17 protein-coding genes and 1 pseudogene are annotated in these 23469 nt (G+C 70.6%); 13 read left to right on the top strand and 5 right to left on the bottom strand.

Features of this window, described 5'->3' with window-relative positions:
* Window positions 1-227 precede the first annotated feature (227 nt).
* Complete coding sequence (locus tag RM590_RS01545; RefSeq protein ID WP_311702457.1) at window positions 228-2153, bottom strand: rhamnogalacturonan lyase; 1926 nt, start codon at window positions 2151-2153, stop codon at window positions 228-230.
* Window positions 2154-2401: 248 nt separating this feature from the next.
* On the opposite strand from RM590_RS01545, the gene RM590_RS01540 reads away from it, so the two are divergent.
* The 6 genes from RM590_RS01540 to glgP all read left to right on the top strand — a co-directional run bounded on the left by RM590_RS01540 (window position 2402) and on the right by glgP (window position 10921).
* A complete protein-coding gene (locus RM590_RS01540) occupies window positions 2402-4072 on the top strand; it encodes an ABC transporter substrate-binding protein (protein ID WP_311702456.1) in 1671 nt (556 codons plus the stop codon).
* 117 nt (window positions 4073-4189) lie between these two features.
* Entirely contained in the window at window positions 4190-5194 is a 1005-nt protein-coding gene (locus RM590_RS01535; RefSeq protein ID WP_311702455.1) for an ABC transporter permease, read from the top strand.
* Window positions 5194-6147, top strand: coding sequence for an ABC transporter permease (locus RM590_RS01530; protein WP_311702454.1), 954 nt, complete (start codon window positions 5194-5196; stop codon window positions 6145-6147). The genes RM590_RS01535 and RM590_RS01530 overlap by 1 nt, the downstream gene beginning before the upstream one ends.
* Window positions 6148-6153: 6 nt before the next feature.
* Entirely contained in the window at window positions 6154-7185 is a 1032-nt protein-coding gene (locus tag RM590_RS01525) for an ABC transporter ATP-binding protein (protein ID WP_311702453.1), read from the top strand.
* Window positions 7182-8258, top strand: a complete 1077-nt coding sequence (locus RM590_RS01520) for an ABC transporter ATP-binding protein (RefSeq protein WP_311702452.1) — start codon at window positions 7182-7184, stop codon at window positions 8256-8258. The genes RM590_RS01525 and RM590_RS01520 overlap by 4 nt, the downstream gene beginning before the upstream one ends.
* A 98-nt stretch (window positions 8259-8356) precedes the next feature.
* Entirely contained in the window at window positions 8357-10921 is a 2565-nt protein-coding gene (gene glgP / locus RM590_RS01515) for an alpha-glucan family phosphorylase (protein ID WP_311702451.1), read from the top strand.
* 67 nt (window positions 10922-10988) lie between these two features.
* On the opposite strand, the gene RM590_RS01510 is transcribed toward glgP, so the two are convergent.
* Both RM590_RS01510 and RM590_RS01505 read right to left on the bottom strand, forming a co-directional pair.
* Window positions 10989-12854: an ABC transporter ATP-binding protein gene (locus RM590_RS01510; protein WP_311702450.1), complete on the bottom strand. Its 1866-nt coding sequence runs from the start codon at window positions 12852-12854 to the stop codon at window positions 10989-10991.
* Window positions 12851-14659: an ABC transporter ATP-binding protein gene (locus tag RM590_RS01505; RefSeq protein WP_311702449.1), complete on the bottom strand. Its 1809-nt coding sequence runs from the start codon at window positions 14657-14659 to the stop codon at window positions 12851-12853. The genes RM590_RS01510 and RM590_RS01505 overlap by 4 nt, the downstream gene beginning before the upstream one ends.
* A gap of 125 nt (window positions 14660-14784) precedes the next feature.
* Here RM590_RS01505 and RM590_RS01500 point away from each other — a divergent pair, with 125 nt between their 5' ends.
* Complete coding sequence (locus tag RM590_RS01500; protein ID WP_311702448.1) at window positions 14785-15105, top strand: hypothetical protein; 321 nt, start codon at window positions 14785-14787, stop codon at window positions 15103-15105.
* Between the two features lie 19 nt (window positions 15106-15124).
* Here RM590_RS01500 and RM590_RS01495 read toward each other — a convergent pair.
* Both RM590_RS01495 and RM590_RS01490 read right to left on the bottom strand, forming a co-directional pair.
* Window positions 15125-16128, bottom strand: a pseudogene (locus RM590_RS01495) (IS5 family transposase).
* Window positions 16129-16231: 103 nt separating this feature from the next.
* Window positions 16232-16888 (bottom strand): MarR family winged helix-turn-helix transcriptional regulator, encoded by a 657-nt coding sequence (locus RM590_RS01490; protein ID WP_311702447.1) that lies wholly within the window; start codon window positions 16886-16888, stop codon window positions 16232-16234.
* A 110-nt stretch (window positions 16889-16998) separates the two neighbouring features.
* Here RM590_RS01490 and RM590_RS01485 point away from each other — a divergent pair, with 110 nt between their 5' ends.
* The 6 genes from RM590_RS01485 to RM590_RS01460 all read left to right on the top strand — a co-directional run bounded on the left by RM590_RS01485 (window position 16999) and on the right by RM590_RS01460 (window position 23311).
* Window positions 16999-17970, top strand: a complete 972-nt coding sequence (locus RM590_RS01485) for an aldo/keto reductase (RefSeq protein WP_311702446.1) — start codon at window positions 16999-17001, stop codon at window positions 17968-17970.
* Window positions 17971-18047: 77 nt separating this feature from the next.
* On the top strand, window positions 18048-19139 hold the full coding sequence (locus RM590_RS01480; protein ID WP_311702445.1) for a Gfo/Idh/MocA family protein: 1092 nt from the start codon (window positions 18048-18050) through the stop codon (window positions 19137-19139).
* Window positions 19140-19333: 194 nt separating this feature from the next.
* A complete protein-coding gene (locus RM590_RS01475) occupies window positions 19334-20449 on the top strand; it encodes an NAD(P)-dependent alcohol dehydrogenase (RefSeq protein WP_311702444.1) in 1116 nt (371 codons plus the stop codon).
* A 47-nt stretch (window positions 20450-20496) separates the two neighbouring features.
* The gene (locus tag RM590_RS01470) at window positions 20497-21579 is read left to right on the top strand and encodes an MBL fold metallo-hydrolase (protein WP_311702443.1); all 1083 of its coding nucleotides are present in this window, start codon (window positions 20497-20499) and stop codon (window positions 21577-21579) included.
* Window positions 21580-21631: 52 nt separating this feature from the next.
* Window positions 21632-22537 carry an NADP-dependent oxidoreductase gene (locus tag RM590_RS01465; RefSeq protein WP_311702442.1) on the top strand — a complete coding sequence of 302 codons (906 nt, stop codon included), beginning with the start codon at window positions 21632-21634 and terminating at the stop codon, window positions 22535-22537.
* A 51-nt stretch (window positions 22538-22588) separates the two neighbouring features.
* Window positions 22589-23311, top strand: a complete 723-nt coding sequence (locus RM590_RS01460; protein ID WP_311702440.1) for an alpha/beta fold hydrolase — start codon at window positions 22589-22591, stop codon at window positions 23309-23311.
* The last annotated feature ends 158 nt before the right edge of the window (window positions 23312-23469 follow it).

Raw genomic sequence — 23469 nt, 5'->3', positions numbered from 1 at the left:
TTGTATCGGTTTCGCCGGTGAGTGGGTCGTTCCGGGCATGGCAGCTCCGGGGCGCGTTCACTCGCGTGGGGGATGCGTCAACGCTAGGCGCTCGGTGTCACACGTGCGTGTCTGAAGCCTTTCCGTGCCGCGCCCGAGGAGCCGGTGGCAGCGCAACGCCCGGCCCCCCGCACACGTGTGGCGCGGGGGGCCGGGCGCCGGGATCGGGCGACGGGTGTGTCGCCCGGCTATTCGACCGTCAACGGACGGGTGTCGGCGGCGGTGTCCGCGCGCCCGGCCGGGACGCCGGCCAGGTCCGAGGGCGCCACCTCGGCCATGTCCGGGCCGATGGAGAAGCTGGGGTGCGGCGGCTGGTTGTAGGCGGTGTTCTGCCAGGCCACGCCGGTGCGGTACTGGCGGTCCTGCATTAGCGCGGGGATGGCGTGTTCGGTCGGGATGTCCGTCGCGTAGATCCGCAGCGCGCTGTTGTCGCTGGTGCGCCAGATGACCTCCTCGCGCCAGTCGCCCAGGATGTCGGCGGACAGCGCGGGGGTGGCCTTGGTGCCGTTGTTGGACGCCACGCCCGAGCCGGTGAGCAGCCGTGTGTCGCCGTCGGGGCCGTACTTGTCGATGTGGGTGTCGTCCAGCAGCTCCCGCGTCAGGTCGCCGTCCCACCAGCTCAGGAAGTTGATGCTGGAGGGCTTGCGGCCGATCTCCTCGCCCGCGGTGTTCCGCAGCGAGCCGTCGGCGGCCGACCAGAACTCAGCCCCGGGGCTGCCGTCCCAGATGTCGCCCGCCACGCCACGGCCGTTGTCGCTCCCGCTGGCGGTCTGCCAGAGGATCTCGCCGCTGGCCGCGTCCAGGTAGACCGAGCCGGGCATGCTCTCCCACTCGGAGACCTTGAAGTACTCCAGGCCCTCGTTGGCCGGGTCGAAGTCGCCCAGGTGCTGGGCGTCGCCGTGCCGGGTGTTGGCGTTCCACAGGGGGCCGCCGTCGTCGTCGATGGCCATCGCGCCGTACGCGATCTCGTCCCGGCCGTCGCCGTCCAGATCGCCGACGGACAGGCTGTGCGAGCCCTGCTCCCGGTACTGGCTGCCGGCCTCGTCGCTGTCGAACACCCAGCGCCGGGTCAGCGAGGAGCCGTCGAAGTCCCAGGCCGCGACCACGGAACGGGTGTAGTAGCCGCGCGCCATGATCAACGACGGGCGCTGGCCGTCGAGATAGGCGGTGCCGGCCAGGAAACGGTCGCCGCGGTTGCCGTAGCAGTCGCCCCAGTCGCAGATGTTCCCGCGCCCGGGCACGTAGTCCACCGTGTCGACGGCCGCGCCGGTCGCGCCGTCGAACATCGTCAGGAACTCGGGGCCCTCCAGGATGTAGCCGTCGGAGTTGCGGTGGTCCGCGTTCGCGTCGCCGATGACCGTGCCCGCGCCGTCCACCGTGCCGTCCGCGGTCTTCGCCGCGACCTCGGCCGAGCCGTCGCCGTCGTAGTCGAAGACCTGGAACTGCGTGTAGTGCGCGCCGGCCCGGATGTTGCGGCCCAGGTCGATGCGCCACAGCCGGTCGCCGCCGAGGGTGTAGGCGTCGAGATAGACGTTGCCGGTCACGCCCGCCTGCGAGTTGTCCTTGGCGTTGGACGGGTCCCACTTGAGGACGATCTCCAGCTCGCCGTCGCCGTTCAGGTCGCCGACCGAGGCGTCGTTCGCGACGTAGTCGCCGCCGGGGGAGTCGATCGGGATGTCCGTCTGGGCGTTGGGGAGGTTCAGGGCCTCGGCCGCGTCCCGCACCTCGGCGCCGTCGGTGACCGTGGACACGGTGTACCTGGCGTCCGCGGGCGCGCCCTCGTCGAGGTAGTTGGTGACGCCGGTCAGCGGCTCTTCGGTGACGCGGGTGCCGTCCCGGTAGACGTGGAACGCCACGTCGTCCGCGTCGGTGGCCAGCAGCCGCCAGCTCACCAGGTTGCCCTTGTCACCGCCGACGCTCACCAGGCCCCGGCCGAGGTCGTCCATCTGATAGGGCGTGGCGGAGGCGGCGGGCGCGGGAGTGGCTGGGGTCTCCCGTTCGTCCGACGCGTGGGCCAGCGCGGTCAGTCCGCCGGCGGTCACCACCCCGGCGAGTGCCGCGGCGAGCAGTGTCCTGACCCGCCGGTTGTCTCGTTTGTGATGTTTGGATCGCACCGCGATCCTCCTGAATGTGTGGGGGATTGTCACGCGTGTGTTGCCGCGGGATGCGGGGGAGGTTGCCGTGCCGCATGTAATCCCGAGAAAAGCCGGTTTGGGGCCCGGAAGGAGGCATTCTGTCCGCCTTTATGGGGCACGTCTCAGGTCGATATCGCCGTCCGGTATGCGGTTCACAGCTATGTACCTGCGCAGTAATGTGCCGTCCACCGAACTGGCTTACCACCGCCGACCCCCTGAGGTGGACGATGCGCATAGCAAGACCCAGGGCCGCGAAGATGTTTGCGGCCGCCCTCGCGATCGGCCTGATCGTGACCGGTTGCGCCAGCGAGCGCGATGACGAGGAATCCGGAGGCGACTCCGAGACGTTCGTCTTCGGCGCCGCGGGCGATCCCGCCTCTCTGGACCCCTCCCTCGCCAGCGACGGCGAGACCTTCCGGGTCACCCGCCAGGCGTTCGAGACGCTGCTGGACCACGAGCCCGGCGGCACCGAACTGGTCGGCGGCCTCGCGGAGTCGTGGGAGAGCAACCCGGAGGGCACCGAGTGGACCTTCCACCTTCAGGACGGCGTGACGTTCCATGACGGCGAGGCGCTGACCGGCGAAGTGGTCTGCGCGAACTACGACCGCTGGTACAACTGGACGGGCACCTACCAGAACACCACGATCTCCTACTACTGGCAGTCGGTGTTCGGCGGTTTCGCGCAGAACGAGAGCGAAGAGACCCCCGAGCCGAACTACGTGGGCTGCACCGCTCCCGACGAGCACACCGCCGTTATCGAGGTGGCCGAGCCCTCGGCGAACTACCCGGGCGGATTCTCGCTGCAGGCGTTCTCCATCCATTCCCCGAAGGCGCTGGAGGCGTACGCCGAGGAAGAGGCGACCGGCGAGGGCGAGAACATCACCTTCCCCGGCTACAGCCAGGAGGCCGGCACGGTCGCGGGCACCGGACCGTTCGAAATCACCGGCTGGAACAAGGGCAACGGTGAGGTCACGCTGGCCCGTTTCGACGACTACTGGGGCGAGCAGAAGGCCGGGGTCGACGAGCTGGTCTTCCGCACCATCCCGGAGGAGGACGCCCGCCGCCAGGCGCTCCAGGCCGGCGACATCCACGGCTACGACCTGGTCGCGCCCGCCGACGTGGCGACGCTGTCCGGCGAGGGCTTCCAGGTGCCGACCCGTGACGTCTTCAACATCCTCTATCTGGGCATCACGCAGGAGAGCAACCCGGCGCTGGAGGAACCGGACGTGCGCCGCGCGATCGCGCACGCGCTGGACCGCGAGAACATCGTCAACACCCAGTTGCCCGAGGGCGGCGTGGTGGCCACCCAGTTCATGCCGGACACCGTGGAGGGCTACTCGGAGAACGTCACCACCTACGAGCACGACCCCGAGCTGGCCCAGCAGTTGCTGGCGGACGCCGGCCAGGAGGACCTGACGCTGGACTTCTGCTACCCGACGGAGGTCACCCGCCCGTACATGCCGGCGCCCGCCGACATCTACGAGCTGCTGAAGTCGGACCTGGAGGCGGTCGGCATCACCGTCAACCCGGTGCCGCTCAAGTGGAACCCGGACTACACCGAGACCACCCGGGACGGCGGCTGCAACATCTATCTGCTGGGCTGGACCGGCGACTTCAACGACGGGTTCAACTTCCTGGGCACCTGGTTCGCCGACTACTCCAAGGAGTGGGGCTTCGAGAACCAGGAGCTGTTCGACCTGATGGAGCAGGCGCAGACGGAGCCCGACGAGGCCACCCGCGTCGGCCTGTACCAGCAGATCAACGAGATGGTCATGGACTACCTGCCGGGCGTGCCGATCTCCAGCTCGCCTCCGTCCATCGCCTTCTCGGCCGATGTCAACCCGCCGACGGTCTCGCCGCTGACGCAGGAGAACTTCGCCGAGGTCTCCTTCAAGTAGCCGGCCACACAGCCGGTTCGAGCGAGCAGGCCCCGGATCGGTCCCGCCCGGTCACGGCACCCCGTGGCCGGGCGGACCTGTGACATCCGGGGACTTCAGAGAAAGGGGAGCCCATCGGTGTTCCGTCTCATCGTCCGCAGACTGTTGCAGCTGGTACCCACGCTGTTCGGCCTGACGGTCCTTCTGTTCCTGTGGATCCACCAGTTGCCCGGCGGCCCCGCCTCCGCGCTGCTCGGTGAGCGTGCCACCGAGGCCGACCGGCGCCAGATCGAGGCGGCGCTCGGGCTCGACGAGCCGCTGTGGGTCCAGTACGGCCGCTGGATGGAGCGGCTGGTCCAGCTCGACCTGGGCACCTCCGTGCAGACCGGCCAGCCGGTCTGGGAGGAGTTCACGCTGCGGTTCCCGGCCACCGTGGAACTCGCGCTCACCGCCATGCTGATCGCCGTCGTGGTCGGCATCCCGCTGGGCTACTTCGCCGCCCGCCGGCGCGGCACCTGGCTGGACGTCATCGCCGTCTCCGGCTCGCTGATCGGCGTCTGCATCCCGGTGTTCTTCCTCGCCTTCATCCTCCGCGCCGTCTTCGCCGTCAACCTGGGCTGGCTGCCCAGCGTCGGCAGACAGTCCACCGGCATCAACGCCACCGAAGTCACCGGGTTCTTCGTGCTCGACGGGCTCCTCACCAGCGAGTGGGACGCCTCCTGGGACGCGCTGGAACACCTCGTGCTGCCCGGGCTCGCCCTGGCGTCCATCCCGCTGGCCGTGGTCGTCCGGATCACCCGCGCCAGCGTGCTGGACGTCCTCGGCGAGGACTACGTGCGCACCGCCGAGTCCAAGGGCCTCAAGCAGCGCGTGGTGCGCGGCCGGCACGTCATGCGCAACGCCCTGCTGCCGGTCGTCACCACCGTCGGCCTGCTCACCGGCAGCCTGCTGTCCGGGGCGGTGCTCACCGAGTCGGTCTTCGCGTTCGGCGGCATCGGCTCGTTCATCCGGGACGCCATCGACGGCCGTGACTACCCCGTGCTGATGGGCTTCATCCTCTTCATCGCCTTCGTCTACGTGGTGCTCAACCTGCTGGTCGACCTGGCGTACAGCCTCATCGATCCGAGAGTGCGGGTGAACTGATGACCACCAAGCTGGAGAAGATCGACCGCCTGGCGGAACTCACCGCCCAGCGGGAGACCGTCACCGGCGGCAGCCTGTGGCGGGAGGCCCTGCGCCGGCTGCGCGCCAGCAAGATGGCGCTGATCGGCGGCGGCATCATGGCGGTGTTCATCGTCATCGCCATCATCGGCCCCTGGGTCGCGCCCTACGACCCGACCGCGCAGACCTGGCGCGACGAAGTCCGCGTCAACCAGGCCCTGTTCATCGGGCCGCGCGGCGACAACTGGCTGGGCCTGGACCACCTGGGCCGCGACCAGCTCTCCCGGATGCTCGTGGGCGCCCGGCAGACCCTGCTGGTCGGCGTGGTCTCCACGGTGCTCGGCTTTGTGATCGGCGTCCTCATCGGCGGCCTCTCGGGCGCCGCCCTCGCGTTCGGCGGGCGCGCCGGCCGGCGCCTGGACACCGTGCTGATGCGGATCATCGACATGACCCTGGCGCTGCCCTCGCTGCTGCTCGCGGTCAGCATCGCGGCCATCCTCGGCCAGAGCCTCACCACGGTCATGATCGCGGTGGGCGTGGTGCAGATCCCCATCTTCGCCCGGCTGCTGCGCGGTTCGATGCTCGCGCAGGCCGGCGCCGACTATGTGCTGGCCGCCCGCGCCCTGGGCGTGCGGCGGCGCAGGATCGTGCTCGGGCACGTGCTGCCCAACTCCCTGGGCCCGGTCATCGTCCAGACCACCCTGGCCCTGGCCACCGCCATCATCGAGGCGGCGGCGCTGTCCTACCTGGGCCTGGGCAACCCCGACGCGGCCCAGCCGGAGTGGGGCGTCATGCTCGCCCAGGCGCAGCGTTTCTTCGACCAGGAACCGATGATGGCGGTCTACCCGGCGCTGGGCATCATCATCACCGCCCTCGGTTTCACCCTGCTCGGCGAGGCCATGCGGGAAGCACTCGACCCGAAACTGCGGAGCTGATGCGCCATGTCCCTGCTGTCCGTGGACGAACTGACGGTCACCTTCTCCGGGCGCGGCTCACGTGACGTCACCGCCGTGTCCGGAGTGTCCTTCTCGGTGGACGAGGGCCAGGTCGTGGGCCTGGTCGGCGAGTCGGGCTGCGGCAAGAGCGTCACCTCGCTCGCGCTGATGGGCCTGCTGCCGAAGAAGGGCGTGCGCGTCGGCGGCCGGGCCCTGTTCAAGGACACCGACCTGCTGAGACTCTCCCCCGCCGAGCTGCGCGACCTGCGCGGCACCCAACTGGCGATGATCTTCCAGGACCCGCTGTCCTCCCTGAACCCGGTCGTGCCGATCGGCGTCCAGGTCACCGAGATCCTCACCCGCCACCGGGGGCTGCGCGGCCAGGCCGCCCGCAAGGAGGCCGCCCACCTGCTGGACCGGGTCGGCATCCCCGACCCGACCCGTCGGCTCAAGGAGTACCCGCACCAGCTCTCCGGCGGCATGAGGCAACGCGCGTTGATCGCGATGGCCGTGGCCTGCGCGCCCCGCCTGCTGATCGCGGATGAGCCGACCACCGCGCTGGACGTGACGATCCAGGCGCAGATCCTGGAGCTGCTGAAGGAGCTGGTCGACGACCAGGGCACCGCGCTGCTGATGATCACGCACGACCTGGGCGTGGTCGCCGGGCTGTGCGACAGCGTCAACGTGCTCTACGCGGGCAAGGTGGTGGAGTCCGCCGGGCGGCGCCCGCTGTTCGCCGCCCCCGCCCACCCGTACGCGCACGGGCTGCTGGGCTCCATCCCGCGGCTGGACGCGCCGCGCGGGCAGCGGCTCAACCCGATCCGCGGCTCGATCAACGACACCATCGCCTGGCCCGACGGCTGCGCCTTCGCGCCGCGCTGCGACTTCTACACCGACGCGTGCCTGCGCGGAACGCCGGAGCTGGCCGCCCTGCCCGGCGGCGACGAAGGCCACCAGGTCCGCTGCGTCAACCCGGTGCTCACCCCGGCGCCCGCCGGCGAGACGGTGCCCGACACGGAGACGGAGGCGTCCGCATGAGCCTGCTCGAACTGGACGACGTCAAGGTCCACTTCCCCGTCAAGCGCGGCGTTCTCTTCGACCGCACCGTCGGGTACGTCTACGCCGTGGACGGCGTCTCGCTGTCCGTGTCGGCCGGTCAGACCTACGGCCTGGTCGGCGAGTCCGGCTGCGGGAAGACCACGCTGGGCCGGGCCATCCTGCGGCTGAACGACATCACGGCCGGGCACGTCGTCTTCGACGGCACCGACCTGGCCGCGCTGCCGGGCGAGGAGATGCGCCGCGCCCGGCGCCGGCTCCAGATGGTCTTCCAGGACCCGCTGGGCAGCCTCAACCCCCGGCAGAACATCGAGTCCATCCTCAGCGAGGGCATGGCCGCGCACGGCATCGGCGCCACCCGCCAGGAGCGCCGCGCCCGGATCCTGGAGATCCTGGAGCGCGTCGGCCTGCCGGCCGGCGCGCTGTCCCGTTACCCGCACGAGTTCTCCGGCGGGCAGCGGCAGCGCATCGGCATCGCCCGCGCGCTGGTCGTGGAGCCGGACCTCATCATCTGCGACGAGCCGGTGTCCGCCCTGGACGTCTCCATCCAGGCACAGGTGCTCAACCTGCTGGAGGAGCTCCAGGACTCGCTGGGCCTGACATACGTCGTCATCGCCCACGACCTGGCCGTCGTGCGGCACATCTCCGACGTCATCGGCGTGATGTACCTCGGCGCCCTGGTCGAGGAGGCCCCGAGCGACGCGCTGTACGCCGAGCCCCGGCACCCCTACACCCGGGCGCTGATGTCGGCCGTGCCGGTGCCCGACCCGGACCTGGAGGACAGCCGCGAGCGCATCCTGCTGCGCGGCGACCTGCCCTCCCCGGCGAACCCGCCGGCCGGCTGCCGCTTCCACACCCGCTGCCCCTGGCGGCAGCCGGAGCGCTGCGACACCGAGCGCCCGGAGCTGACCGACATCGGCGGCGGGCACCGGGTGGCCTGCCACTACGCGGCCGAGATCGCCGACGGCACCGTCCGGCCCACCACCGAGCTGGCGCCGCGCGTCCTGCACGACTCCGGCGAGCACGAGGAGCCGGAGGAGGTCCCCGTGCCCTGACCGGACGGTGGTCCCCGGGGGTGGTTTACCGGTGCGATTCCGGCCGAACGCGGTGGAATCCACCGCAACCGCCCCCGGGGCCCGGCTACGGTCGGACTGTGAAGGCCATCCGTCGATTCTCCGTGCGCCCCGTCCTTCCCGACCCCCTCCGACCCCTCCAGGAACTGGCGTTCAACCTCCGCTGGTCCTGGCACCCCGAGACCCGCGAGCTGCTGCGTTCCGTCGACCCGGACAGCTGGCAGGCGGCCGGCGAGGATCCGGTACGGCTGCTGGGCACCGTCTCGGCCGACCGGCTGGCCCGGCTCGCCGCCGACCGCGGCTTCCAGCGCCGCCTCGGCGTCGCCGTCGGCGATCTGCACGACTATCTGACCGAGCCCCGCTGGTACCAGCAGGCCGACATCCGCGCCGGCGGCGAACTGCCGCGCGCCATCGCCTACTTCTCCCCGGAGTTCGGCATCACCGCCGCCCTTCCCCAGTACTCCGGCGGCCTGGGCATCCTGGCCGGCGACCACCTCAAGGCCGCCAGCGACCTGGGCGCCCCGCTGATCGGCGTCGGCCTGCTCTACCGGCACGGCTACTTCCGGCAGAGCCTGTCGCCCGACGGCTGGCAGCAGGAGCACTACCCCGTCATCGACCCCCACGAGCTGCCGCTGGCCCCGCTCGCCGAGGACGACGGCACCCCCGCCCGGGTGACGCTCGCCCTGCCCGGCGGCCGGACCCTGGCCGCCCGGATCTGGCAGGTGCGGGTGGGCCGCGTTCCGCTGCTCCTGCTGGACTCCGCCGTCGGTGAGAACGGGCCCGCCGAACGCGACGTCACCGACCGCCTCTACGGCGGCGGCAGCGAGCACCGGCTGCTCCAGGAGATGCTGCTCGGCATCGGCGGCATGCGCGCCGTCCGCGCCTACTGCCGCCTGACCGGGCACCCGGAGCCCGAGGTGTTCCACATGAACGAGGGCCACGCCGGCTTCCTCGGCCCGGAGCGCATCCGCGAGCTGGGCGAGATGGGCATCGGGTTCGACGCCGCGCTGCGCGCCGTGCGCGCCGGCACGGTCTTCACCACGCATACGCCGGTGCCGGCCGGCATCGACCGGTTCCCCGAGGAGCTGGTGGCCCGGCACTTCGGCGAGGGCGGCGAGCTGGCGGCGCTCGGCACCGAGGCGCTGCTCGGCCTGGGCCGCGAGGCGGCCGCCGAGGGCGAGCCGGCCCAGTTCAACATGGCGGTCCTGGGCCTGCGCACCGCGCAGCGCGCCAACGGCGTCTCCGCCCTGCACGGCAACGTCAGCCGCGGCATGTTCGCCGGGCTCTGGCCGGGGTTCGACCCCGAGGAGGCGCCGATCGGCGCGGTCACCAACGGCGTGCACGCCCCCACCTGGACGGCCGACGCCATGCTCCGGGCCCGGACCGGATCGCTGACCGACGCCGAATTGTGGGACCTGCGCCGCACTCTGCGCGAGCAGCTCGTGCACGAGGTCCGCGCGCGGCTGCGCGCCTCCTGGCGCCAGCGCGGCGCCGGGGCGGCCGAGCTGGGCTGGGTGGACGACGTCCTCGACCCCGATGTGCTCACCATCGGCTTCGCCCGCCGCGTCCCCTCCTACAAGCGGCTCACCCTCATGCTCACCGACCGGGAACGCCTCACCTCGCTGCTGCTCGACCCCGAACGCCCGGTGCAGATCGTCGTCGCGGGCAAGGCGCATCCGGCGGACGACGGCGGCAAGCGGCTGATCCAGGAGCTGGTCCGGTTCGCCGACGACCCCGAGGTCCGCCACCGCGTGGTCTTCCTGCCCGACTACGGCATGGCCATGGCCCGTTCCCTCTACGCCGGCTGCGACGTCTGGCTGAACAACCCGCTGCGCCCGCTGGAGGCGTGCGGCACCTCGGGGATGAAGGCCGCGCTCAACGGCTGCCTCAACCTGTCGGTGCGGGACGGCTGGTGGGACGAGTGGTTCGACCCCGACTTCGGCTGGGAGATCCCCACGGCCGACGGCCTGGCCGCAGCCGAGCCGGAGCGGCGCGACGCCATCGAGGCCGCCGCGCTGTACGCCCTGCTGACCGGGCAGGTCGCGCCGTGCTTCTACGACCGGGGGGTGAACGGGAACGGGCTGCCCACCCGCTGGCTGGAGATGGTCCGCGCCACCCTCGACCGGCTCGGCCCCCGGGTGCTGGCCGAACGCATGCTCACCGAGTACGTCACGGACTTCTACGCCCCGGCCGCCGCCGCGCACCGCGCGATGACGCCGGAGGCCGCGGGGGAGCTGGCCGAGTTCGCCGACCGGGTGCGCGGCGCCTGGCCGCGCGTCTCCGTGGACCACGTGGAGCCCGGCGCCGAGCAGCCCACCCTCGGTGGCACCGTGCCGCTGCGGGTGCGCGTCGCGCTCGGCGACCTGGACCCGGCCGCCGTCGAGGTGCAGGCGGTCACCGGCCGGGTGGACGGCGACGACACCCTCGCCGACCCGGTGTACGTCCAGCTCAAGCCGGAGGGCGGGCCCGACCTGGCCGGCCGCTGGACGTTCTCCGGCGAGCTGACGCCGCACCGCCCCGGGCCCTACGGCTACACGGTCCGCGTCCTGCCCGCGCACCGCCTGCTGGCGCACCGCGCGGAGCTGGGCCTGGTGGCGCTGCCGCCGGCCGAGGCCGCCGAGGCCACCGGCGCGCTCCTGCGCTGAGGCCCCCGGCGCCCCGTTCGGCCGGGGCGCCGGCCGGGCCCGTTCTCCCGCCTGTTTCCTCCGGCCGTCAGGCCAGGCTCTCGCGCCAGGCGCGGTGCAGATCCGCGAACTGCCCGGTGCCGGCAATCAGTTCGGCCGGAGGGCCATCCTCCACGACGCGGCCGGACTCCATCACCAGCACCCGGTCCGCGATCTCCACCGTGGACAGCCGGTGCGCGATCACCACGGCCGTGCGCCCGCGCAGCACCGTCACCATGGCGTCCTGCACCGCCTTCTCGCCGGGGATGTCCAGCGACGAGGTGGCCTCGTCCAGGATCACCACCGAGGGGTCGGCCAGCAGCACCCGGGCGAACGCCACCAACTGGCGCTGCCCGGCGGAGATCCGGCCGCCGCGCTTGCGGACGTCCGTGTCGTACCCCTCGGGCAGCGAGGCGATGAAGTCATGGGCGCCGATCGCCTTCGCCGCCCGCTCGATCTCGTCCCGGGTGGCGTCGGGCTTGCCGATCGCGATGTTCTCCGCGACGGTGCCGGAGAACAGGAACGCCTCCTGCGTCACCATCACCACGCCCCGCCGCAGCTCACTCATCGTCAACTGCCGCAGATCCGTGCCGTCCAGCAGCACCCGGCCCTCGGTCGGGTCGTAGAACCGCGCCAGCAGCTTGGCGAGCGTCGACTTGCCCGCGCCCGTGGCGCCCACCAGCGCGGTCGTCTGCCCGGCCGGCAGCGTCAGCCCGAACCGCGGCAGCACCTCGCCGCCCGTCCGGTACGCGAACCGGACGTCGTCGAAGACGACCTCCCGCCCCGGCCGGCCCTCCGCGCGCGGCGGCAGGGCGACCGGCTCCGCCGGCTCGGGCACGTCCGGCCGCTGGTGGAGCAGTCCGGCGATCTTGTCCAGCGAGGCCACGGCCGACTGGTAGTTGTTCAGGATCATCGCGAACCGGTCCAGCGGGTCGTACAGCCGCCGGATGTACAGCGCCCCGGCGGCCAGCGCGCCCAGCTCCAGATGGCCGGAGGTCACCCGGTGCGCGCCCCACAGCACGATCGTGGCGACCGCGAAGGCGGCGATCAGCCGGGACAGCACGACGAACCGGCCCATCTCCAGGATGGTGTCGCCGTTGACCCGCTCGTGGCGCCGGTTCAGCGCGTCGAACGAGGCGTCGTTGGCGCGTTCCCGGCGAAACGCCTTCACCGGGCGGATGCCGTTCAGTGTCTCGGAGAACTTCACGATGACCGCGGCGATCGCGGTGGACCGCCTGCTGAACCGCTCCCGGGACCGGCGCCGGTAGTTGCGCACGAGCAGGTACAGCGGGCCGAACGACACCAGCGCGGCGGCGCCCAGACCCAGGTCGAGATAGAAGAGCAGCCCCCCGATGTACACCAGCGACACGAGGATGACCAGCATCTCCTGGAGTCCCTCGTCCAGCAGCTCGCGCAGCGACTGCACATCGCTGGTGGAGCGGGAGATGAGCCGGCCCGAGGTGTACCGGTCGTGGAAGTCCAGGCTCAGCGCCTGGGCATGGCGGTAGATCCGGCCGCGCAGCTCCAGCAGGATGCTCTGGTTGATGCGGGCGGAGACCTGGATGAACGCGTACTGGAGCAGCCCGGCGCCCAGCGCGCAGACGAAGTACGCCACGGCCACCGCGATCAGCGGCCCGTTGTCGTCGTCGCGCACCGCGGGGACGCCGCTGTCTATCGCGTACGCCACCAGCAGCGGCACCGCCTGCACCGCCGCCTGCTGGGTGAGCAGCAGCACGGCGCCCAGGGCGACCTTGCCGCGGTGCGGACGGAGCAGGGTGGCGAGCAGCCGGCGGGCGGCGCCCTTCGGCGCGGGGAGGAGGTCCTGCGCGACGGGGTCCGGCGCCGCCGCCGGCCGCCCGGCGGCGGACGGCCGGTCACCGGTCTTGCCGGTGTCCTGGGAGACGGTGGTCGTCATGACACGGACACCTCGCTCTCGGCGTGCTCGCCGGTCATCAGATGCCGGTACTCGGCGTTGGTGTGCAGCAGTTCGGCGTGGGAGCCGACGGCGGCGATCCGGCCGCCGGACAGCAGGGCCACCCGGTCGGCCAACTGCACCGTGGAGGGCCGGTGCGCGACGACCAGCGCGGTCGTGTCGGCGAGGACCTCGCGCAGCGCGGCCTCGACCCGCGCCTCGGTGTGCACGTCGAGCGCGGACAGCGGGTCGTCCAGCACCAGGAAGCGGGGGCGGCCGACCACCGCGCGGGCCAGCGCCAGGCGCTGGCGCTGGCCGCCGGACAGGCTCAGCCCCTGCTCGCCGACCTCCGTCTCCACGCCCGCCGGCAGGGCCGCCACGAAGTCGGCGGCCTGGCTGACGCGCAGCGCGCGGTCCAGCTCGGCGCGGCCCGCGTCCTCCGCGCCCATCAGCACGTTCTCCCGGACGGTGGCGGAGAACAGCGTGGGCTCCTCGAAGGCGACGGCGACCAGCTCGCGCACTCGCTCCCGGGGGAGGGTGGCGATGTCGGTGCCGTCCAGGGTGATGCGGCCGGAGGTCACCTCGTGCAGCCGCGGCACCAGGCCGATGAGCGTGGTCTTGCCGCTGCCCGTGCCGCCGACCAGCGCCAGCGTCTCGCCCGGCCGGATGTGCAGATCGACGCCGTTCAACACGGGTTCGCTGTCCGGCGGGCTGTCGGGGAACCGGAAGACGACGTTCTCGAAGCGGAGGCCGTCGCCGGCGGCCGCGGCGTCGGCCGCCGTGGCCTCCCGGGCGGCCTCGGCCGGGATCTCGGCGTCCATGACCTCGAAGAACCGGTCGGTGGCGGTGGCCGCCTCGTTGCACAGGGCGAGCAGGAAGCCGATCGACTCCACCGGCCAGCGCAGCGCCATCGCGGTGGTCATGAACGCCACGAGCGTGCCCGCGGTGAGGTCGCCGTCGGCGACCTGCGCCACGCCCAGCACCAGGGCGGCGCCGAGGAAGACCTCCGGCAGGGTGAGGATGACCAGCCAGATCCCGGCCAGCAGCCGCGCCTTGCGCAGCTCGGTGTCCCGCAGCCGCCCGGACAGCTCGTGGAAGGCGCGGGCCTGGCTGCGGTGCCGGCCGAAACCCTTGATGATGCGGATGCCGAGGATGGACTCCTCGACCACGGTGGTGAGATCGCCCATCTGGTCCTGGGCGCGGCGCGCGACCAGCGAGAACCGCGTCTCGAACGCCACGCACAGCCAGATGAGCGGCACCACGGGGGCGGCCAGCACCAGGCCGAGCTGCCAGCCCTGCGCCATGAGCACGCCGAAGCCGATGAGGATCGTGGCGCTGTTGACGATGAGGAACGTCAGGCCGAACGCCAGGAACATCCGCAGCAGTTGCAGGTCGCCGGTGCCCCGGGAGAGGAGCTGGCCGGTCGCCCAGCGGTCGTGGAAGGAGACCGGAAGCCGCTGCACATGCCGGTAGAGCGCCGAGCGCATGTCCGCCTCGACGCCCGCCAGCGGCCTGGCCACCAGCCAGCGCCGGAGGCCGAACAGCAGGGACTCGATCACGCCGACGGCCAGCAGCACGCCGCCGCCGAGCCACACCCCGGCGGTGTCGCCGTCGGTCACGGGGCCGTCCACGATCCACTTGAGCACCAGCGGCATGATCAGCCCCATCGAGGCGGCGACGATGGCCACCAGGGCGGCGCCGAAGACCCGGGCCCGCACGGGGCGCACATAGGGCCACAGCCGGAGCAGGGAGCGGACGACGGAACGTTTTCGGGCAGGGGCGGCGGGGGGATCGGCTGAGGCAGACATCACCATCGAGACTACGAGCAGCCTCTGACACTTCCCACGGGTTTTTGGACCTAAGACCTGGGACCTACCCGGCCGGCTCCGCCTCCCGGGTCCCGCTGTCGGTGGGGGCGCCTACGCTGGCCCGCATGAGTCAGCAGTCAGAGGTGCGGGATCTCCAGGCGGCCCTGCGGACCGCTTCCGACATCGCCTTCGACCAGGAGGCGCCGGCGGGGGAGCAGGCCGAGGTGCTGGTGGACGCGTTGCGCCGGGCGCTGGCGGCGGCCCAGTCGCTGAGCGACGGCCCCGGGGTCACGGGCTGCCGCGAGCACCCGCGCGGCGCGGTCGATCCGCTGTACAACGACAAGGACGACCCGCTGCCGCCCGGCTGGGGCAAATGCCTCCTGTGCAACGACCGCCGCCGCCGCGCGACCCGCGGCCTGGCCCGCCGCGGGCCGGGCCTCCTTTAGGGCCTGTGGGGAGTCGCGATCAAGGTGTCGGTTGGAGGCTGTGAAGCCAGATGACGGTGCCGCGGAGGTGGAGGGCGGCGAGGTAGCTGTCCGGCGTCTTGTCGTACCGGGCGGCGATCCCGCGCCACGCTTTGAGCTTGTTGATCAGGCGTTCGACGGTGTTGCGGTCCTTGTACAGGTCCGCATCGTGGGTGACCGGCCGTCCGCCGCGCCGTCCCCTCTTCTTCCGGTTGGCCGCCTGGTCCTTCTTCTCCGGGATGACGGCCTTGATGCCGCGTTCGCGCAGGTGGGCGCGGTTGGCGCGGGAGGAGTATGCCTTGTCGCCAGCCACCGCGTCGGGGCGGGTGCGGGGGCGGCCGGCCCGGCCGCGGACCCGGAGCTTGGCCAGGACCGGGACGAACTGGGGACTGTCGGCGGCCTGCCCCGGGGTGAGGGTGAAGGCCAGTGGGCGGCAGCGGCGGTCGGCTGCCACGTGGACCTTGCTGGTCAGCCCGCCGCGTGAGCGGCCCAGGGCGGCTGTTTTCAGCCGTGCCCGGCGTCGTTGGTGCAGGCGTCGGCGCTCGTCCCGGCGGGAGGTTTCGGCAGCATCGCCAGGTTCTGCGGCATATTGATCCTTTTGTTCCTTGCCGCGGCCCCCCTTTCCTCCGCCAGTGCCTTCTCCAGCGCTGCCAGCGTCTTGGCGTCCACCCTCATGCCGGCCGCGTCGTGATGCGCTCTCGCTGTGGTGGAGTCGACGCTGACCAGGGAAAGGTCCACCTGGTCCCGCCGTGCGGCCTCAGCGATCACCGCCTCCATCAGGGCCTGGAAGACGCCCGCGTCGCGCCACTGACGGAACCGGTCGTAGACCGTGGACCAGTTCCCGAACTCCTCCGGGACCTCCCGCCACTGGGCTCCGGAGCGAAACCTCCAGATCGCGCCCTCGAAGTGATCCCGCAGCCGGTGCGGATACGGGCCGTAGGTGCCTATCGGGAGCAGCGGCCCCACCAACGCCCATTCGTCATCGCTCAGTTCACGCCTCGCCACACGAGTGTTCTACCAACCGAATGATCACGACCCCCACAGGCCATAGAACGCCGAGGACCGTGCCGCGGACGTGCTGGCGGACCCGCGTGGCGCTGCTCCTCCATCAGTCCGCAGTACGCCTCGGTCCGCTGTGGATCGTCGGCGCTTCGGGCGGAGGCGAAGCCGCAGAGCTCGCATCGGGTTGCCCGCGCTTGATGGCCGCGTCCACCGCGGCACCGATGCGGCGCAGTGCCGCCAGCTCCTGAGGACCGAGATCATCGATCAGGTACTCGCGGACTGCGGCGACGTGTCCCGGCGCCGCCGCCACCACTACGTCGTAACCGGCCTCGGTCAGCGTCGCGGTGGTGCGCCTTCCGGAACCGGGGATCCGCTTCCGTGCGAGCAGTTCGCGCTTCTCGAGCCGACCGACGACATGGGACAGCCTCGACAGTGACGCCGCCGTTCGCGCGGCCAGGGCGCTCATCTGCATGGTGCGGTCCGGCTGCTCGGAGAGGACCGAGAGCACCATGTACTCGAAGAAGGTCAGCTGAGCCTCGCGCTGCATGCGCGCATCCAGCGCGGCCGGCAGGCTGATCATGATCGCGGAGTTGGCCAGCCACGCCGCCAGCTCGTCGCCGTTCAGCCATCGCGTCTCGGCAACCGGACCGGTGGACGCCCCCGAGCCGGAGCCTTCGTCGGCACGAGCCGTCGCCTCGGATGTCGGCCCGTTCCGTGGACGCCGACGGCGCCGGCCGTTCGTGTCATCTGCCGTGCTCGCCATGAGGACATCCTAGACCCACTTATTGACGCGTCAAGTTCGTAGGAGTAGAACTTGACGCGTCAAGTTCGCTCTGCGGCGCTGAGGCCCGCCCCACACGGAATGGACAACAGATGCAGTCCACGTCGCTCGGCAGGCTCGATGTCCCGCGCATCGGCCTGGGTGTCATGGGGATGTCGGCGTACTACACCGGCGCCGGCCGGGACGGAGCCGAGTCGATCCGCACTATTCGTCGCGCCGTCGACCTCGGTGTCACCCATCTGGACACCGCCGAGGTGTACGGACCCTACGTCAACGAGGAACTGCTGGGTCGCGCGATCAAGGGCCGCCGGGACGAAGTCGTCCTCGCCACCAAGTTCGGCCTCGTCTCCCACACCGGCCGGCCGGGCCCGGACAGCACCCCCGCCAACATTCACACGGCCGTCGACGGCTCACTGCGGCGGCTCGGAACCGACCGCATCGACCTCTACTACCAGCACCGGGTCGACCCCAACACTCCCATCGAGGAGACGGTGGGAGCGCTGAGCGACCTGGTGGAGGCGGGCAAGGTCCTCCACATCGGACTGTCGGAGGCGGCAGCGGCGACCATCCGCCGGGCCCATGCGGTCCATCCCGTGGCCGCTGTCCAGAGCGAGTACTCCCTCTGGACGCGGGACCCGGAGGCCGAGGTGCTGCCCACGCTGCGTGAGCTAGGCATCGGACTGGTTCCCTATGCACCGCTGGGACACGGCTTTCTCACCGGTGACATCCGCACCCTGGACGGCCTGGACGCCGCCGACTGGCGTCGCTCCAATCCCCGGTTCACCGGCGACAACCTCACGCGCAACCTGCGCATCGTCGACCAGGTACGCGAGGTCGCCGACGAGGTCGGGGCCACGCCCGCGCAGGTCGCTCTGGCCTGGCTGCTCGCGCAAGGAGACGGCATCGCGCCCATTCCGGGGACGAAACGCATCGACCGCCTCAAGGAGAACAGCGCCGCCGACGGCATCCGACTCACCCCGGGCCAGATCGCCCGCCTGAACAACCTCACACCGGCGTCCGGCGAACGCCATGCCGAGCCCGACATGGCCGCCGTCGACCAGTGAGAGAAGCGCGAACACGCCGATTCGCCCCGCGCACCACACCACGTCTTGCTTCAGCGAAAGAAACGGAACACCACATCATGTCAAGCAATCTCATACGGGTCGGCATCATCGGCGCGGACACGAAGGCGAGCTGGGCGGGCGCATCGCACATACCCGCGCTGGCGGCACAGCCCGACTTCCACCTGGCCGGTGTGGCGACGCGGCACGAGGAGAGCGCGCGCGGCGCTGCCGAGGCGTTCGGCGCCGAGCGTTGGTTCGCGGACCCCTACGCGCTCATCGGTGACCCTTCGATCGACCTCGTCACCGTCGCGGTGAAGGTCCCGGCTCACCGCGAGCTCGTCCTGGCGGCCCTCGCGGCGAACAAGGCCGTGTACGCGGAGTCGCCGCTGGGCGCGACCGTCGCGCAGACGGAAGAGATGGCTGAGGCGGCCGGCTCACTGCACACCGCGATCGGCCTGCAGGGCCGGCTCAACCCCTCGGTACGCCGCGCGGCGGAGATCATCGCTGAGGGCCGGCTCGGGCGGCTGCTCTCGGCGCGAGTCGCCGCGACGACCTTTGGCAACGGCCCGGAGTCGGTGAGCGCGTACGAGTACTTCGACAAGGCAGCGTCCGGAGCCGGTTTCCTCACCATCGCCGCGGGCCACGTCCTGGATGTGGTCGAAGCCGTTCTCGGCGACGTCACCGAGATCGACGCCCGCACCGAACTCCTCTGGCCCCAGGTGAAGTTGGTCGACACCGGCGCGATATCCGTCCGCGAGGTCCCGGATCACCTCGACGCCATCGCCAAGACCTCCTCGGGGGCGCCGGTCGGGGTGCAGATCCTGGCAGGCGTGCCCGCTCCCGACGCCCACTTCAGTCTGGAAGTACGCGGATCGGAGGGCTGGCTGAAGCTGACGGGCGACCACCCCGCGGGCGTTCAGGTCGGCGACCTCACCCTCTCGTCGAGCGTCGACTTCACCGCGCCCGACCGCCCGGTCGCCACCGGCGCGGGACCCACCGCCGCCGACATCTGGACGGGCGCTTCCATCAACGTCGGCGAGGTCTACGCCAGCCTGGCCCGCGACATCACGAACGGCACCCACCACACCCCGGGATTCCAGCACGCCGCGCACAACAGCCGTCTCATCGCCCGAGTCGAACAAGCCGCCCGGACCGGCGTCCGGCACTGACGCCACCGCACCTCGCGGCACCGTGCCTTACCGCCGTGACGGATACGGCGACCGATCCGCGGGCACGGGCGGCCGACATAGGTTCGGACCCGCTGAAGGGTTCCTGAGGCCCACCCCCCGATCAGGGAGTCGTTGATGATGTCAGTCCCTCGTCACCATGGCCCTCGCGGCGCTTCGCGGCAGGCTCACGGCGTATGACCACCTCCGCGCGCGCCGCTGTTCTCGAAGCGCAGGACGGGCCCTTCGAATTCCGCGACATCGAGATCGAGGACCCGCGGTCCGACGAGGTACTCGTTCGCATGGTCGCGACCGGAATATGCGCGACCGACGCTCACGTGCGGGCACAGCGAATGGCGACGCCGCTGCCGGTGGTGCTGGGGCACGAGGGAGGAGGAGTCGTCGAACGCGTGGGGGCCGCTGTCACCACCGTCGAGCCCGGTGACCACGTCGTCCTCTCCTACCACTCGTGCGGCCGCTGCAAGCCGTGCATGTCCTCGCACGCGGCCTACTGCGACAACGTCTGGGCGGCCAACTTCGCAGGTGCCCGCCTGGACGGCTCGAACGGTCTCCACGTCGCCCACGGTGCTGAGCCGCACGGTCACTTCTTCGGCCAGTCCTCGTTCGCCACCCACGCCCTGACGCACCAACGGAACACGATCAAGGTCCCCCGCGATCTGCCCCTCGATGTCATGGCTCCGCTGGGGTGCGGGCTGCAGACGGGCGCGGGGGCCGTACTCAAGGCCCTCGCCGTGCCGGCGGGAGCGTCCTTCGCGGTCTTCGGCGTGGGAGCGGTGGGCCTGGCGGCGGTCATGGCGGCACATGTCGCGGGTGCCACCACCATCGTCGCCGTCGACGTCGACGCCGGCCGCCTCGATCTGGCCCGCGATCTCGGAGCGACGCACCTCGTGGACCCCGGCCGGGTCGAGGATCTGACCGGCGCGCTCCGCGCCGTCGACGAACGCGGTCTGGAGTACGTGCTCGACACGAGCGGCCGCGCGGAGAACCTCGACGCCGGGGTCGGCGCCCTGGCACCGATGGGCCGATTCGGCTTCGTGGCGTTCCACGAAGGAGCGGGCGCCGTGCTCGACGCCGGCCGGCTCACGCTCGGCCAGTCGCTTCAGGGCATCATCCAGGGCGGCGCCGTCTCGTCGCTCCTGATCAACGACCTTGCCCAGCTCTATCGAGCGGGCCGGTTCCCCATCGACCGACTGCTGTCCTTCTACGACTTCGCCGATATCAACACCGCGTTCGAGGATGCGGGCTCAGGCCGCGTCACCAAGGCGGTCCTTCGATTCACGTCACCGGGATAGACCACCCGTTCGACAGATTCCCAAGAACACAGAAAGGCGTCCCGCCGGTGTGCCAGAGCAGTCAGATACCCATCAGCGTCGAAGAAACCCCGAGCTTCTACGGGATCGACCACTATGGATTCCCCCGCGCGGGGGCGGACGACCCGTTGGACCCCACGGGCTATTACCCCCCGTATTTCCAGAGCGAGCACTTCCAGAAGTACGGCTACCACGTGGAAGAACTGCGCGGCGGCTTCTACTGGGTCACCAGTGCCGGCTACGACGCCGCATTCGTGGTGACCGAGGAGGGCGTGGTCGCGATCGACGCACCCCCGACGCTGGGCGAGAACATGCTGGCGGCGATCGAGGACGTCACCGACCGACCGGTGACTCACGTCATCTACAGCCACTGGCACGCCGATCACATCGGCGCGGCCTCCGTGTTCGGACCCGACGTCGAGATCGTCGCCCACCGCATCACCAAGGAACTCCTGGAGCGCTTCCCCGACCCGAAGCGCCCCCTGCCGACGAGGACGTTCGACGACGAACTCGTCCTCGAAGTGGGCGGCGTGAGCCTGCAGCTCTCCTACAGGGGAGAGAACCACTGCCCCGGCAACATCTTCATCTACGCACCGCGGCAGAAGGTGCTCACGGCCGTCGACATCGTCAGTCCGGGAAGCGTCACGTTCATGCACTGCGACGCCTCGCAGAACATCTCCGGCTGGTACGAGGCTCAGTCCCAGATCCTCGAATACGACTTCGACTACTTCGTCGGCGGGCACCACATGCATTACGGCACCTACGAGCAGGTGAAGCTGTGCGTGGAGTACTTCGCCGACGTGCTTGAGGGGGCGACTGCGGCGGTCGAGCGGTTCAGCCGCTCGGATGCGCTCGCCGACATCGTGACCGGCACCGGCTGGGACAGGATCTTCGTCGGTACCGAGAACTGGATCAGCTCCATGGCGAACTACACCACCCGCCACGTCCTGGAGAAGGAGACGAGCGACGGCCGGCTCTGGTGGGAACGGCTGGCGGGAGCCACCACCCAGACCAAGTACCACGCGTACACCGTGCTGGAATCGATCCGCCTCGAACGGCCCCGGCCCGACTACCGCCTGCGGGGCGAGAATCCTCCGGTCTTCCTGACCTGACACCGTTCTGAACGGTGCGAGCAAATGACCCTCGTATACGAGAAGGATCACCATGAAAGCCGTCGTCATCACCTCCTTCGGCGAACCCTCCGTGTTGCAGGTTGCGGAGGCTCCGCGACCGGTGCCGGGTCCGGGTCAGGTACTGGTGCGGGTTCACGCCGCCGGGGTGAACCCGGCGGAGATCCAGGCACGCGCCGGAGCGTTCCGCCTGCGTGCTCCCGCCATCATCGGATTCGAGTTCGCCGGCGTCGTCGAGGCGGTCGGCCCGGGCGTCGACGTGGGCGTGGTCGGCGACCGCGTCGCCGGGTGGCCGGACTCCGCCACCCAGGGCTCCTACGCCGAGTACACGGTCAGCAGCAACTTCGCGGTGATCCCCGACGGCGTTTCCTTCGAGGAGGCCGCGGCTACTGTCATCGGCGCCGACAACGCGGCGAGGGCTCTCGGGCTTCTGAACATTCGCCCGGGTGAAACGCTCGTGGTCACCGGCGCGAGCGGTGCTCTGGGCGGCGCCGCCGTGCAGTTCGCGCGACAGCGCGGTGTGACGGTGATCGGCGTCGCCGGGACTGCCAACGCCGACTTCGTCAGGAGTCTCGGAGCGACTCCTGTCGCCCACGGCCCGGGCCTGGTCGATCGCATCCGTGCCGCCGCTCCGGGCGGGGTCGACGCCGCGCTCGACACCGCCGGCAAGGGGCTCCTTCCCGCCCTCGTCGATCTTCTCGGCGGCCCCGACCGGATCGTGACGCTCGCCGACCGCGATGCCGCACAACACGGCGTCGCATTCAGCCCCGGGGGCAGCGGGAACCGCAACCGCGGCCCTGTCCAGGAAGCCCTGGATCTGATCGCCGCCGGCGCATGGACCGCACGCATCGGCCGGAGCTTCCCACTCGACGAGGCCGCGGACGCTCATCGCCTCGTCGCCACGGGCCACACCCACGGCAAAGTCATCCTCCTTCCCTGAATCGGCCGACCGGCCATTCAACCACGACAACAATCAATTGGAGAATCCGAAATGCCTGCAGTCCTCGTCCATGGTGTACCTGACACCCACCGGCTTTGGGACACCGTCCGTTCCCATCTTCAACGCGAAGATATTGTGACGATCGATCTCCCCGGGTTTGGCGTACCCCTACCAGCGGGATTCACGTCGACGAAAGAAGAGTATCTCGATTGGCTTATTGAGAAGATCGAAGAAATCGGCGAACCCGTCGACCTGGTCGGTCATGATTGGGGGTCTCTGCTCACGGGCCGTCTCGCGTCTATCCGACCAGATCTGGTGCGGACATGGACAGGCATCAGCGGACCAATCGATCCGGAGTATCCGTGGCACTATCTTGCCAAGATCTGGCAAACGCCACGCGAGGGCGAGCAATGGATGGCGGACCTCGACCTCGAGGCGTTCGCAGCAAGCCTCAACGAGGCGCAGATGCCGCGCGACGCGGCAAACGAATCGGTCCGGCATCTCGATGCCACTATGAGAGCAAGCATTCTCGCCCTTTACCGTTCGGCGATCGAGGTCGGGGCGGAGTGGAAGCCAGGTTTGAGCAACGTGACCGCACCAGCGCTAGTGATCTGGGGCCTGGACGATCCGTTTCTTCCTCACCGTTTCGCCGACGAGCTCGGTAATGCCACACGCGCACGTGCCGTCTTCAAGCTGCGCAGCTCGCACTGGCCGATGATAGAGCGTCCGGCCGATGTCGCGCGCGAACTTGAGGCCCACTGGTCTCACGTGTAAAACCTGCGCTAGGGTCACTCGGGCTCAAACCCCGCGGCTGCTACGCGAGCGGCAATAATTGCTCGCTCGCCGTGGTGAGCCCGAGTGCCCACGCATTTCTCCGGAAAACGAATAATCGTGACGCAGCCCGGAGAGTGTTGCCGGGGCTGCACGCGGCA

It is taken from the genome of Streptomyces litchfieldiae (assembly GCF_031845365.1).
Classification (GTDB): Bacteria; Actinomycetota; Actinomycetes; order Streptomycetales; family Streptomycetaceae; genus Streptomyces; species Streptomyces litchfieldiae.
Note: the sequence above shows the minus strand (reverse complement) of the source record. Positions and strands in the feature narration are given on the sequence as shown.